Source organism: Apilactobacillus timberlakei (assembly GCF_002993965.1).
GTDB lineage: Bacteria > Bacillota > Bacilli > Lactobacillales > Lactobacillaceae > Apilactobacillus > Apilactobacillus timberlakei.
In genome coordinates this window covers 156,265-169,328 of record NZ_POST01000004.1, presented here as the reverse complement: position 1 = coordinate 169,328, position 13,064 = coordinate 156,265, and the positions used below count along the sequence as shown (strand labels likewise).

Genomic DNA, 13,064 nt, shown 5'->3' with positions numbered 1-13,064 from the left:
AACTCCATATATATTTAAATTATATCAGTATGTAAAGATTATTAAAACACCTAATAAACAATTTATAAGGTAGGTAGTAAATATGAGCGAAATTAAATCAATGATTGCTAAACAATTAGATGCACTTTTAAGTAACGAAAATAATAATATTGCTAATATGGCTAATGCATCCGCACTTTTAATGCAAAGCATGAAGGACATCAGTTGGGCTGGATTTTATCTATATGAGAAACAAAATGATGAACTACTTCTTGGTCCATTTCAGGGAAAAGTAGCATGTGTTCATATTAAAAATGGTAATGGAGTATGCGGTGCCGCTTTAAAACAACAAAAAACAAAACGGGTAAAAAATGTTAATGAATTTCCTGGTCACATTGCTTGTGATTCAGATAGCAAATCGGAAATTGTTATACCTATTATTAAAGATGGTAAGAGGTTTGGAGTGTTAGACATTGATGCCCCAATTTTCAATCGTTTTTCAATAGAAGATGAAAATACATTAAAAGAATTTATAAAAGTATTCACCAATCATTTGAATATTGACAAAGTATAAAAATGAACGTAAAATACTTTTTGTGTAAAATAATGCAGCAATATACGGTAAGCTCGTCAACATATTGATGCCGCAACATTGGTCCTACTAGTAACTTCACGGCTGCTGAAGCGAAAGTCGCAAAACAATATGCACGAATACTAAGTATATAAAGGATTATTTTACTCCAAAACAAATTTATTGGAGGATATTTTTATGTCTAGATATACAGGTCCTAGTTGGAGAATTTCACGTCGCCTTGGTATTTCATTATCAGGTACTGGTAAAGAATTAGCTCGTCGCCCCTACGCACCAGGTGATCACGGTCAAGGTCGTCGTGGTAAATTATCTGAATATGGTACTCAATTAAAAGAAAAACAAAAATTACGTTACATGTATGGTTTAACTGAACGTCAATTCTCAAAATTATTTACTCGTGCAGGTAAAATTAGAGAAGGACGTCACGGTGATAACTTCATGATTTTACTAGAACGTAGACTAGATAACGTTGTTTACCGTTTAGGTTTAGCAACTACTCGTCGTCAAGCTCGTCAATTGGTAAACCATGGTCACATTACTGTAGATGGCAAACGTATTGACATTCCTTCATACGAAGTAAAAGTAGGTCAAGTTATTTCAGTTCGTGAAAAATCAAAAGATCTACAAATCATCAAAGATGCTGTTGACGCCGTTGTTGGTCGTCCACAATACGTATCATTTGATGCTGACAAACTTGAAGGTTCAATCACTAGATTACCTCAACGTGATGAAATGAATGCTGATATTGATGCTTCACTTATTGTTGAATACTACAACAAACTATAATTCAATATTTCATTTTTATCAAAAGTGTTTTGCTTATGCAAAACACTTTTTTGTTACCATCATTTAATAAATGATAAAATGGTATTTATTAAGTGCAAATAAAAAGGAGTTTTATTATGAGTGAAAATAATGTAAATGATAGATTAGAACAGTCTTCAATGGGAGGCACTCCTAAAGTAAACCCAGACGAACAAAGAAAGTATTTAGGAACTTTTAGAGAACGAGTTTCATTTGCAATTAAAATAAAAGATTTAGGTAATTCTAATGCCATTCAAGATTTAAATAAAGAATTTGAAAATAACTCTAGTTACCAACTAATATTAAATGGAAATTTATCACATGATTTAATTTCCCCTTTTATTAGGTTAGCTTCACAAAATAATATAAAATTTGTTATAAAAAATGATTCATTTTATAAAACTGAACCTGAAAATTATGGTGTTATTTACGCTAATAAACAATCCATTAACATTAATAAAATCGATTTTGAAAATAAATATAATCATAACAATGATTCAAAACAAAATGATTCAAGTAAAAAGGATTCAAAGTCTTCATTTATAGATAAAATCAAAAATATTTTTAAATAATTAAGGTGGTGATTATTTGCATCCTTTAGCTTATCGAATGAGACCCAAAAAGATTGAGGATGTGGTTGGTCAACAACATTTAGTTGGTAAAGGAAAAATTATTAATCGAATGGTTAAAGCTAAAATCCTATCATCAATGATTCTATATGGACCTCCTGGGACCGGAAAAACAAGTATCGCAAGCGCAATTGCTGGTTCTACAAAATATGCCTTTCGACAACTAAATGCTGCCACTGATACTAAAAAAGATTTGCAAATAGTTGCTGAAGAATCAAAAATATCAGGCACCGTAGTATTACTTTTAGATGAAATACATCGACTTGATAAAACCAAACAAGATTTTTTGTTACCACTATTAGAAAGCGGAAATATTATTTTAATTGGTGCAACTACTGAAAATCCATATATAAATATTAGTCCTGCTATAAGAAGTAGAACCCAAATTTTTGAAGTATATCCCCTAACGTCTACTGATATTCGTAATGCAATAAAGAGAGCATTAGAAGATAAAAATGATGGTTTAGGTAATATGGATATAAAATTTGACGACGATGCAATGAATTTTCTAACTAATAGCACAAATGGTGATTTAAGAAGTGCATTAAATGCTTTAGAATTAGCTGCAAAATCTACAAAAATCAATAATGAAGGTATAGTAGAAATAAAATTATCAGATATAGAGGCATGTTTACAAAAGAAATCTCTAACCCAAGATAAAAATGGTGATGCTCATTATAATGTAGTATCAGCATTTCAAAAATCTATCCGTGGATCCGATGTAAATGCAGCCTTACATTATGCAGCTAGGCTATTGGAAGCTGGAGATATAAATTCTGTTAGCCGTCGATTAATGGTTATTGCTTATGAAGATATTGGATTGGCTAATCCTCCTGCTTGTGCTAGAGCTGTTGAAGCTATTAATGCAGCAAATAAAGTTGGGTTACCAGAAGCGAGAATCCCAATAGCAGATACAATTATTGAATTATCATTGTCACCTAAATCTAATTCTGGTATTAAAGCTATCGATAGTGCTATCAAACGTATTAAAAGTGGTAACTATGGAGAAATACCTAATTATCTAAAAGATTCACATTATTCTGGAGCTAAAAAATTAGGCCATGGAATTGACTATAAATATGCTCATGATTATCCAAATGATTGGGTTAAGCAACAATACTTACCTGATAAAATAAAAAATGATGAATATTATGAACCAAAGAGTAATGGAAAAATTGAAACTGCATATAAAATACAATATGAAAAATTAATCAATGCACAAAGACAAAATAATGGAGGATAAAAATGATTATTGTAATTTTGATGATAATATTTACAATTATCCTATCAATAATGGGCATATACCTATATAAGCATCGTAATAAACCATTCATGTTACTTCATCCTGAAAATAACAATTTATTAAGCTCAATGGTTAAAAACTACGGTTTAATATTTATTGGTTTAGCAATATTATCTCTACTATCAATAATAATAAATAGTATTCCATTTATTATCATAATATTAATTATTAGTTGTATAATGTCCTTGGTGATGGAATTAACATTAATTAAATTTCTAACACAAAAATAAATATTGAGGTGCATAATATGTTAAAAAACTATGAACAAATTTTAGTTCCAATTGATGGATCAAAATATTCTAAATTAGCTTTCAATAAAGCAGTAGAAGTAGCCAAAAGAAACAATGCTAGCTTACACATTGCACATGTTATTGATACAAGAGTTTTTAACGATTTAGCCACTTTCGATACATCAATGTTAGATGAATTAACCTCTGATGCAAAAAAGACATTAGATAAATATAAAGAAACAGCAATTGATTCCGGAGTTAACAATGTTGATTATGTTATTGAATATGGAATGCCAAAATCAATTATTGCAAAAGATTTAGTCAAAAGGTTTAATATTGATTTAATCATGATTGGTGCTAACGGTAAGAATATGACTGAAAGAATTTTAATTGGTTCCGTAGCTTCATATGTAACAAGATCAGCAAGTTGTGATGTACTGATGGTAAAAACAGATGTACAAAATAAAGAATAAATAAAAAAGCTCATATAAATGAGCTTTTTTATTTATTCTAAATTATGTTTTTCAACAAGTTTTTGAAAATTATTTGGTAACTTTATTCCTAAACTACATATATAATTACATAAATTGTTAAATTGAACATCATCAGGTCTATTTATTTTATGATCTCTTAAAATAATTTCAAAGTTTGCAATAAAGGCTAATTCTCGGTATTCGATTAAATTAGATATACATTTTGCATCTTTAAATCTCTTCATTTTGCATAAAACATAATGCAACATATTGTAAGCATCTTTTATATGTTCCAGAGAATGACCAATATTATCATCTGCATTAATAATTGTTAATGCATTATTAATATAATAATTAGATTCATCATAACTATTCAGTAAATAATACGATTTAGCAAGATAGCTACATGTCCAAACATAATATGATAGATTCTTTTTATCCTTATAAAAACAGTAGTATGCATTTAACATTAAAGGAATTACTTTAACATAATCTTTTTGCTGATAAAAAGTAATGTAGCCACTATAAAAATAATACTTACCTTTTGTAATAGTATCATCAATATTAAAAGCAACAATTCCATCCAAACAATGCTTAGCAGAATCTAATTTACCGTCCAGAATATATTCATAAATTTTATCCAATTTACGATGTGTAAGTTGAAAGGTATCATTAGAAAAACTTTCGATTGGAATATTTAATATATCAGATATTAATGAAATGGTATGCATATCAGTCTTATGATTACCATTTTCAATATTACTAATAGTAGTTTGAGTACAATTTGTTCTTTTAGCTAATTCGACTTGCGTAATGCCCATAGTAATCCTGGACTTTTTTATTAATGCGCCACTTTTCTGCATGGTGATTAAATTATGTATACACCTTGTTGTATACCCTTTCGTAAGTATGTTTACTTATTTATAATACCCCTTTATGATTTTTAATCAACACTTTTTTATCGATTATGATAAAAACATTTTAATTCATGATCATTAATAACACCAATTGCTTGATAAAACGAATATAACGTTTTATTTCCAATCCTTTTAAATCCTTTTCTTTTAAATTGAAAAACATACTTAGATATAAAAGAATCTATATATTTATAATCACCCGTGTGTAATAAATGATCTAACATACTATAATTAAATGGCTCCCATATAAATTTCTTTAAATTTATAGATTTACATATCCTTGCATTATAGATAATTGCTTCTATCTTTTTTTGATTTCTAATTATATTTTTATCACTCATTAACCGATTAATATCATTAATACTATATTCAGAAACTTTTTCAATATCAAAATCATCGAAAGCCTTTATAATTTCATTCCTTTTATCTAGGATTAAGGTCCATTTCAACCCCGCTTGCATAATTTCAAGGGATAGTTTTTCAAATAATTTTCGATTATTGGTTTCCTTAACTCCCCATTCTTTATCATGATATATTAATAATTTTGAATTATCTTTTGCCCAATCACATCTTTCAACCAAAAAATTGTCACCCCCTTGTTCATAATATACGAATGTTATTTAACAAATAATTCAAAATAAAAAAGCACTCAAATGAGTACTTTTAAAAATATTATGATAATGGTTTAAAATCATGAATAATATTAGATTGGCGATCAAACTCAGCATATGCTAAATCAATTAATCGATCAATCAATTCAGTATAGCTAATACCCGATGATTCCCATAATTGTGGATATAAACTAATATTAGTAAACCCAGGAAGAGTATTAACCTCTCCAAGATATGGTACATCATCCTTAGATACTAAGAAGTCAATACGAGCCATGCCTTTAAGGCCTAATGCTTTATAAGCTCTTAGTGCCATGTCAGTAATTTCATCAGATAATTCTGTCGAAACATCTACTGGAATATCAAAAATAACTTGACTAGCATCAACAAACTTATTGTCATAAGTATAAAATTTATCTTGTTTAGGAACTCTAATTGCACCCAATTTAGAAGCAATAGGTTTTTCATTACCTAAAATAGAGATTTCTAATTCTTCTGGACCATCAATTGATTGTTCAGCAAGGATTTTGTAATCATATCTAAATGCATCTTTTAATCCATCTTCAAATTCTTGTTCATTAGTAATCTTATGAATACCAACTGATGATCCTTGATTAGCTGGCTTTAAGAAAATTACATCGCCAAATTTTGCTTGCAACTTAGCATATGACCATTCATCTTTATTATCAGGAGTAATTAATTGGTAATTAGTATTTCTAACATTTGCAAGATTTAACATTTTTTTAGTAATGTCTTTATCAAAGCCCATAGCTGATTCTAAGATACCACTACCAACATATGGTTTATGCAATAGTCTTAATAAACCTTGAATAGTACCATCTTCACCTAAATTACCATGGATAATAGGGAAAAATACATCAATATCTTTAACTTCTGATAAATTTTTGATTGGTGCCAAAGGATCTGAAAAATCTAATTTAGACATTTCTTCTTTTACAACATCATCTTCTGATTCACCATTGAAAACACGATGAGAAGCCTCATTACTTAAGATAATACCCTTCTTAGTAAGTAAAAATAAACTAATATCATATTTTTCTTTATCCATTGCATCATAAATATTATGTGCTGAACGTTTTGAAACATCATGTTCTGATGAATCTCCACCAAATAATAGTGCTAAATGTGTTTTATTTGCCATTTTTATAACCGTCCTATAATTATTCTTTGAAACTATAGTATATCATATTTTTATAAATGATGTATTATCAATTTACTTGCTGTAATTTTGTTAATTTATAATTAATTATTAAAAATATAGCTGACATAATTATCAAAAACAATAATGTTAAGTTAGGATTATAAATTGTTATATTAGAATAATTGTTTTGAATTGCTGGATGATGATTAAATCCATCAATAAATCCAGATACGAAATCTAATACAAAGTCAGCATTAATAGAGAGCATAATTTTAGAAAAAATATCATGATAGGTTGGATTAACTAATAAGAAACAAAAAGATACAAAGATTGATATCATAAAAATATGAATAATAAATTTCCATATGTTTGAAAATAGTGATAAAAAGCTCCCCCACGTATTAGCCAATAGAATAAAGAAGAAAATTACAAAAAATGTCATTAAAAAAATTGAAATTGAATTAAAATAATTGTTATATTGTTTAGAATACAATTCATTCATAGAAATATTAAAAATAAATTTATCCATCAAATTTTCTAAAAGATTAAATACACAAGATATTATAGTAAAAAATAATATCAATTTAATTTTAATTTTAAAAAATTTTTTTCTACTAATAGAATTTTGAATTGATAATTTAAAATTCTTATAGTTAAAAGACCAGAGAAAGATTATTATTACGTTAAATACTGTCCAAAATGAAATTGATATAAATATCTCATGTAAAAGACTAAATAAATCCATATTTATTCTTGTACTTCCTGTAACAAATAAATCCCATAAAAATAGTAATAAAACAATAAAAAAAGAAATAGATAAATATCTTTTAACAACATTTTTAAATAGTGATTGCTCTTTCATAGTTATGGCTCCTTAATTTATCTATTTACCTGCTGTAATTTAGTTATTTTATAACTAATACAACTCAAAATAGAACTAGATATTAATAATGTCAGGATAGCATTTATTGGATTGGCATTAGCTAATGAGTGCCTTTGATCTATATCTATAGTATTAAATCCAGATATAAATTTGAAAATAGATACAACATGCAAATTGTCCATTATTCTTACAAAATATTCATAAAAACCTTCATGAGCAATTCCAATAAAAAATGAAACTGTTAAACTTATTAGTAGTAAATATATATATAATTTAACCATACGATTGAACAATGACATTAAGCTTCCAAACATATTTGATTTAAAAAATTGTTTTCTACTCATACCATTCTGAATGGATAATTTAAAATTACCATAATTTCTAGATAATAGTACGATAAAACATAATCCTACACAACCAGATAATGAATTAAGTATTTTAAGAAATATATCTTTTGAACCCCCCCCAAAAATAATATTAGAAAAACATATAAAAGCGATAATCAATAAACATATAAATAAGTTTTGCTGATTAATTTTTTTAAATAGTAACTTTGATTTCATTTAATATTACCCTCCTTAAAAATTATTTTCTTATTTGAAATTTTTTAGTTAACTTGTAATTAATAAATAATAATAAACACGTAAACAAAATTAGAGTTATCGCAATGCTAATTGGATTACCAGTATTACCACCACCAGCAGTCGATGTATTAAGACCAGTTATTAAATCAAAAGTAGGTTGCAAATTAATATTTTTAAAACCAAAAACAAAATAATAAATACTAAATGATATAAGACCAATATGTATCATTGCATAGATAACAAAAAACGTAATGATTTTACCGAGTACATTAAATAAAGATAAAAATGTTCCTAATGTATTAAATAAGATCATAATAAAGAATATAGTTATAAATCCAATAATAAACATAGAAATAAAATTTATAATATTATTATTAAAAAATCCAAAGTATAAATTCATATAAATAGAATCAGTTTGTTTATTATTTAAGATATAGGAAAATAAATTTATAGAAAATATAAATATATTTATAAAGAACGTGATAGTGGACAAACTATATAATTTTACTCTATATAATCCGTTTCTACTTATACCACTAGAAATGGACAAATTAAATAAATAATAATTTAATGTAACTAATGCTACAGTATAACCATACAAATAATAACTAATAGAATGTAATAAAGAAAATAATGGAGAATGATTAAAAATTAAATTCATTAATCCAAATACGCAAGAAAAAATTAATAAATAAAATAAATATCTCTTAATAAGATTTTTATATAAATCTAGTTCTTTCATAAATATTAATCACCTTCACTTCTATCCATTAAATTAACAATTAATTTTTGAAGTTCCATTTTGTTTACTTCAACACCACTAGGAATCTCTTTTTCTGGTAATCGTCCCATAATATGACCTGTTTCATATTGACCAAGTGATTCTTTGCCAATTATATCTAAGCCATGAACATATTCATCAACGAGATCAGCAGGACCGTTAATTGAATATGCCTTGGATCTAATATTATCAGCAGAATCATTTAAAATAATTTTTCCATTATTTATCATTACAACATCACTGACCAATTTATCTATTTCTTCAATAATATGTGTAGAAATAACAAATGTTCTAGGATGATCCGTATATGATTCAATTAATTCCCGGTAAAAAATATCACGATTCCTAGCATCAAGTCCTAAGGTGGGTTCATCAAGCATTATAAATTCACATGGTACACATAATGCAATAATTATTTTCATAATAGATTTATATCCGGTAGATAACTTATTAAAACGACTCTTAGTATTTAATTGAAATTCTTTGACTAATTTATTTTGTAAATTAACATCATATCCTTCATACATTGATTGAACGAATTTAAAAGTCTTAGCTACTTTTTCATTTTTAGGATACATATTATTTTGATTCATATAATAAATTTTTGATAGTGCATTATCATTATCATGAACATTTTCACCATCTAATAAGACTTCTCCACTAGTTGGAAAATTATAATCAGCAATAATGCTCATCAAAGTGGATTTACCAGCTCCATTTTCACCAAATAATCCATAAATCTTATTAGATAAAAATGATACATTGATATTTTTTAAAACCTTTTGTTTACCAAATTTAAAATTTCTATTTAAGTTTTTGATTTCTAGTTTATCCATTGTCATAACCCCTCTTTATTAATTCCAATATGTCATCTTTAGATAAATGCAATTTTTTAGATTCATTGATTAAATTCAATATATAATCGTGATAGAAATGTTCTCGACGTTCATTAATTACTCTTTGTTGAGCTCCATAAGTAACAAATGTTCCACGTCCTCTTTGTTTTTCTAATAAATTATTGTTAACTAGAAGGTTCATCCCTTTTAGTACAGTTGCTGGGTTGATTTGAAATGTTTTCGATATTTCTGTAGTTGATGGAATCTGCGTTCCTTCTTTAAAAGCCCCTGTAAAAATAGCATCTTCAATTTGATTTGAAACTTGTAAAAATATGGGTTCCGGACTTTGAAAGTCAAATTGCATGTAAGCACCTCCAATGCAATTCTAGTTAGTTGCTTATATAACTAACTATATATATGCTAAATAACTTTGTCAATAAAAAAAGCACTCAAATAATGAGTACTTCATAAAAGATTATTTATTTTTCAGCAGGTAAAACTGCACCCTTATATTTATCTTTAATCCAGTTTTGAGTTGACTTAGACTGTAAAGCCTTAACTAATAATTTAATTTCTCGATTATTACGATCATTATGTCTAGCAGCTACAATATTATTATAAGGAGAATCTTTAGTTGCCTTTTGTAGTGCAATAGATTGCTTATCAGGTTGTAAACCACCTTGTACAGCATAATTAGAATTGATAGCTACTGCGTCACCTTCACCATTATTATAAATTAATGGCATAATTTTAGGCTCATAGCCTGTTTGAAATTTTAAATGTTTAGGATTATAAGTAATATCACTAAAAGTAGCTTGAGAAATATTAACACCTTTTTTTATTTTAATTAAACCTTGTTGCTGGAATAATTGAATAATTCTTCCGTAATCAGGAGCATTACTACTTACCAAGATTTTAGATCCATCTTTTAGTTGAGATAAACTTTTTGCCTTCTTAGAATAAATTCCAATTGGTTCCAAATGAACAGCACCCATATTTACTAGATCTGCATCATTTTGCTTATTCCATTGATCCAAAAATGCTGGTGTTTGGAAATAATTAGCATCTAATTGTTTACCAATTAAAGCACGATTAGGCAATACATAGTCTTGAAATGTAACAATATCAAGTTTTATACCTTCTTTTTTCAAGATAGGTTCTACATGCCTTAATATTTCAGCATGTGGAATGTTAGAAGCTCCTACTCTTAAAGTATTTTTAGCTTTATAATTACCAGGTCCTAAAAATAATAAAATAATAAATAAAATTATTACTGAACCGAAGGATACAATTTTCTTCATAATTAATCCTCCTTATAATGAACGTTTGTCAGTTTTCTTAACTATTAAATCACCAATAGTCTGTACGATTAGAACAATAATCAAAATAATCACAGTTGAAACTAAAGTGACCGTATTATTGTTGGATTGGAAACCATCTAGGTATGCTAAATATCCTAAACCACCTGATCCAATAGCTCCAGCCATTGCAGTATAAGAAATTAATGAAATAGCAGTTACAGTTCCACCAGCAATTAATGCAGGTGTACTTTCAGGAAGTAAAACTTTAAAGATGACATCCCAATTAGTTCCTCCCATTGATTTCACAGCTTCAATAACTCCACTATCAACTTCTCTAAAATCAGCTTCAACCATTCTTGCATAAAATGGTGCCGCAGAAATTACTAATGAAGGAATCGCAGCTTTAGGACCAATAATTGTCCCAACTAAATCTCTTGTAAATGGGAGTAATAATACAATTAAGATAATAAATGGGATTGAACGAAATACATTTACAAAAAAGGAAATGATCCAATTTAATATTTTCCATCCAATGCCTTTTTTATTATGACTTTCAAATAAAAGTAAACCTAAAATAATACCCACAATTGCAACAATAATCATTGATAATGCTGTCATCCAAATTGTTTCCCAGGTTGCTTGTCTCATAGCTGACCAATTAATATTTTTTAATTGAAAATATGATTGAATTCCTTGATTATCCACGGTTGATCACCTCAGTTTCAATGTTTAATGAATTTAAATATTCAATAGCTTTATCTTGATCTTTCGGACTACCCAATAGTTGAATTATTAGTGATCCAATTGAACCACTTTGGGTTTGATGAATAGTAGCTTCAATAATACTCATTTCTAAAGTATCAAATTCACGCATCATATTAGAAACAACTGGTTGTTGTGATTGGTTGCCCTTAAAAGACAATTTAAGCACAGTTCCATTTGGATATTTATCCAAAATATCATCAACCGTCATGTTAAGTTCACCTGAAGAAGCTGGATTATCTTCATTTACGAAACGTTTAGTAATATTTTGTTTAGGATTTTGAAAGATATCATAAACATCGCCATGTTCAACAATCTTACCTTCCTCCATAACTGCAACTTTCTTAGCAACTTTTCTAATTGCATGCATTTCATGAGTTATTAATAAGACAGTTAAATTTAATTCTTTATTAATTTTTAAAAGTAAGTCTAAAATTTCATCAGTAGTTTGAGGATCTAAGGCACTAGTAGCTTCATCAGATATTAGTATTTCTGGTTTATTAGCTAATGCTCTTGCAATACCTACTCTTTGCTTTTGACCACCAGATAATTCAGAAGGATAATCATTTTCACGGCCTTCTAGACCAACTAATTTAATAAATTCCTCAGCCTGTTTTCTTCTTTCTGCTTTGTTAATCCCAGATATTTCTAATGGTAATTCAACATTTTCGATAATAGTTCTAGACCAAAGAAGATTGAAGTGTTGGAAAATCATTCCAATCTTTTTTCTTTGTTCCCTTAATGACTTATTGCTTAATTTAGATATATCTTTTCCATTAATTTCAATTGAACCTGAAGTAGGTGCTTCCAAACCATCAAGAATTCTTACTAATGTACTTTTACCAGCTCCAGAATAGCCAATAATACCGTAAATTTCCCCATCATCTACTTCAAAATTAACATCATTTACAGCCGTTAAAATACTTTTATCTAACTTATATTTTTTATAAACATTTTTAAATTTTATCAATAAACTTACCCCCTCATAAATAAAAAAGCCCTTCGCACTCTACTAAGTTAATAGTAAAGGACGAAGAGCTTCGTGTTACCACCTTTGTTCATTATTGTCTCACAACAATAATCTCAATAAGTATATTATACTTGGCAAAATAATGCTTGCTAAACATTATTAATTTGTTTAAAACTCGTTAATAAAGATAAAACAAAGACCATATTCAATAATAATGAAAGGCTCTATCTCAGCATTCAAAAGCTCT

General features: G+C 27.6%; 17 protein-coding genes. 6 read left to right on the top strand and 11 right to left on the bottom strand.

From position 1 onward, the window contains the following. The first annotated feature begins 82 nt into the window (after positions 1 to 82). From C7N71_RS06190 to C7N71_RS06165, 6 genes are all read left to right on the top strand, one after another. Positions 83 to 553, top strand: a complete 471-nt coding sequence (locus C7N71_RS06190) for a GAF domain-containing protein (protein WP_105988242.1) — start codon at positions 83 to 85, stop codon at positions 551 to 553. Positions 554 to 748: 195 nt separating this feature from the next. After that, entirely contained in the window at positions 749 to 1,357 is a 609-nt protein-coding gene (rpsD, locus tag C7N71_RS06185; RefSeq protein ID WP_105988241.1) for a 30S ribosomal protein S4, read from the top strand. A 116-nt stretch (positions 1,358 to 1,473) separates the two neighbouring features. Beyond that, positions 1,474 to 1,947, top strand: a complete 474-nt coding sequence (locus C7N71_RS06180; RefSeq protein WP_105988240.1) for a YueI family protein — start codon at positions 1,474 to 1,476, stop codon at positions 1,945 to 1,947. A gap of 37 nt (positions 1,948 to 1,984) precedes the next feature. Beyond that, entirely contained in the window at positions 1,985 to 3,247 is a 1,263-nt protein-coding gene (locus C7N71_RS06175) for a replication-associated recombination protein A (RefSeq protein ID WP_105988298.1), read from the top strand. Positions 3,248 to 3,249: 2 nt separating this feature from the next. After that, positions 3,250 to 3,537 carry a hypothetical protein gene (locus C7N71_RS06170; protein WP_105988239.1) on the top strand — a complete coding sequence of 96 codons (288 nt, stop codon included), beginning with the start codon at positions 3,250 to 3,252 and terminating at the stop codon, positions 3,535 to 3,537. A 17-nt stretch (positions 3,538 to 3,554) separates the two neighbouring features. After that, positions 3,555 to 4,010 (top strand): universal stress protein, encoded by a 456-nt coding sequence (locus C7N71_RS06165; protein WP_105988238.1) that lies wholly within the window; start codon positions 3,555 to 3,557, stop codon positions 4,008 to 4,010. A 32-nt stretch (positions 4,011 to 4,042) separates the two neighbouring features. Here C7N71_RS06165 and C7N71_RS06160 read toward each other — a convergent pair whose 3' ends face one another. The 11 genes from C7N71_RS06160 to C7N71_RS06110 form a co-directional block, all read right to left on the bottom strand. After that, positions 4,043 to 4,873 (bottom strand): helix-turn-helix domain-containing protein, encoded by an 831-nt coding sequence (locus C7N71_RS06160; protein WP_105988237.1) that lies wholly within the window; start codon positions 4,871 to 4,873, stop codon positions 4,043 to 4,045. A gap of 95 nt (positions 4,874 to 4,968) precedes the next feature. After that, on the bottom strand, positions 4,969 to 5,508 hold the full coding sequence (locus tag C7N71_RS06155) for a DNA-3-methyladenine glycosylase I (RefSeq protein WP_157944370.1): 540 nt from the start codon (positions 5,506 to 5,508) through the stop codon (positions 4,969 to 4,971). 91 nt (positions 5,509 to 5,599) lie between these two features. Beyond that, positions 5,600 to 6,700, bottom strand: a complete 1,101-nt coding sequence (locus C7N71_RS06150) for a D-alanine--D-alanine ligase family protein (RefSeq protein WP_105988235.1) — start codon at positions 6,698 to 6,700, stop codon at positions 5,600 to 5,602. Positions 6,701 to 6,767: 67 nt separating this feature from the next. Next, a complete protein-coding gene (locus C7N71_RS08215; RefSeq protein WP_140921726.1) occupies positions 6,768 to 7,202 on the bottom strand; it encodes a hypothetical protein in 435 nt (144 codons plus the stop codon). Between the two features lie 377 nt (positions 7,203 to 7,579). Further along, on the bottom strand, positions 7,580 to 8,146 hold the full coding sequence (locus C7N71_RS06140; protein ID WP_105988233.1) for a hypothetical protein: 567 nt from the start codon (positions 8,144 to 8,146) through the stop codon (positions 7,580 to 7,582). A gap of 22 nt (positions 8,147 to 8,168) precedes the next feature. After that, positions 8,169 to 8,396: a hypothetical protein gene (locus tag C7N71_RS08210; RefSeq protein ID WP_140929709.1), complete on the bottom strand. Its 228-nt coding sequence runs from the start codon at positions 8,394 to 8,396 to the stop codon at positions 8,169 to 8,171. Positions 8,397 to 8,914: 518 nt separating this feature from the next. Further along, positions 8,915 to 9,784, bottom strand: a complete 870-nt coding sequence (locus tag C7N71_RS06130) for an ATP-binding cassette domain-containing protein (RefSeq protein ID WP_157944369.1) — start codon at positions 9,782 to 9,784, stop codon at positions 8,915 to 8,917. Beyond that, a complete protein-coding gene (locus tag C7N71_RS06125; RefSeq protein WP_105964857.1) occupies positions 9,777 to 10,148 on the bottom strand; it encodes a GntR family transcriptional regulator in 372 nt (123 codons plus the stop codon). The genes C7N71_RS06130 and C7N71_RS06125 overlap by 8 nt, the downstream gene beginning before the upstream one ends. Positions 10,149 to 10,263: 115 nt before the next feature. Next, a complete protein-coding gene (locus tag C7N71_RS06120; RefSeq protein ID WP_105964858.1) occupies positions 10,264 to 11,085 on the bottom strand; it encodes a MetQ/NlpA family ABC transporter substrate-binding protein in 822 nt (273 codons plus the stop codon). Positions 11,086 to 11,097: 12 nt separating this feature from the next. Continuing rightward, positions 11,098 to 11,790, bottom strand: coding sequence for a methionine ABC transporter permease (locus C7N71_RS06115; protein WP_318530534.1), 693 nt, complete (start codon positions 11,788 to 11,790; stop codon positions 11,098 to 11,100). Further along, complete coding sequence (locus tag C7N71_RS06110) at positions 11,783 to 12,817, bottom strand: methionine ABC transporter ATP-binding protein (protein ID WP_105988230.1); 1,035 nt, start codon at positions 12,815 to 12,817, stop codon at positions 11,783 to 11,785. Before C7N71_RS06110 ends, C7N71_RS06115 begins: the two co-directional genes overlap by 8 nt. Positions 12,818 to 13,064: the final 247 nt, after the last annotated feature.

What these genes read in the sequence shown, in the direction of transcription:
- C7N71_RS06160 (WP_105988237.1), bottom strand. Translation starts at nt 4,873, where the DNA reads ATGCAGAAAAGTGGCGCATTAATAAAAAAGTCCAGGATTACTATGGGC.
- C7N71_RS06165 (WP_105988238.1), top strand. Translation starts at nt 3,555, where the DNA reads ATGTTAAAAAACTATGAACAAATTTTAGTTCCAATTGATGGATCAAAA.
- C7N71_RS08215 (WP_140921726.1), bottom strand. Translation starts at nt 7,202, where the DNA reads ATGAATGAATTGTATTCTAAACAATATAACAATTATTTTAATTCAATT.
- C7N71_RS08210 (WP_140929709.1), bottom strand. Translation starts at nt 8,396, where the DNA reads ATGATACATATTGGTCTTATATCATTTAGTATTTATTATTTTGTTTTT.
- C7N71_RS06170 (WP_105988239.1), top strand. Translation starts at nt 3,250, where the DNA reads ATGATTATTGTAATTTTGATGATAATATTTACAATTATCCTATCAATA.
- C7N71_RS06150 (WP_105988235.1), bottom strand. Translation starts at nt 6,700, where the DNA reads ATGGCAAATAAAACACATTTAGCACTATTATTTGGTGGAGATTCATCA.
- C7N71_RS06140 (WP_105988233.1), bottom strand. Translation starts at nt 8,146, where the DNA reads ATGAAATCAAAGTTACTATTTAAAAAAATTAATCAGCAAAACTTATTT.
- C7N71_RS06130 (WP_157944369.1), bottom strand. Translation starts at nt 9,784, where the DNA reads ATGGATAAACTAGAAATCAAAAACTTAAATAGAAATTTTAAATTTGGT.
- rpsD (WP_105988241.1), top strand. Translation starts at nt 749, where the DNA reads ATGTCTAGATATACAGGTCCTAGTTGGAGAATTTCACGTCGCCTTGGT.
- C7N71_RS06180 (WP_105988240.1), top strand. Translation starts at nt 1,474, where the DNA reads ATGAGTGAAAATAATGTAAATGATAGATTAGAACAGTCTTCAATGGGA.
- C7N71_RS06120 (WP_105964858.1), bottom strand. Translation starts at nt 11,085, where the DNA reads ATGAAGAAAATTGTATCCTTCGGTTCAGTAATAATTTTATTTATTATT.
- C7N71_RS06125 (WP_105964857.1), bottom strand. Translation starts at nt 10,148, where the DNA reads ATGCAATTTGACTTTCAAAGTCCGGAACCCATATTTTTACAAGTTTCA.
- C7N71_RS06190 (WP_105988242.1), top strand. Translation starts at nt 83, where the DNA reads ATGAGCGAAATTAAATCAATGATTGCTAAACAATTAGATGCACTTTTA.
- C7N71_RS06175 (WP_105988298.1), top strand. Translation starts at nt 1,985, where the DNA reads ATGAGACCCAAAAAGATTGAGGATGTGGTTGGTCAACAACATTTAGTT.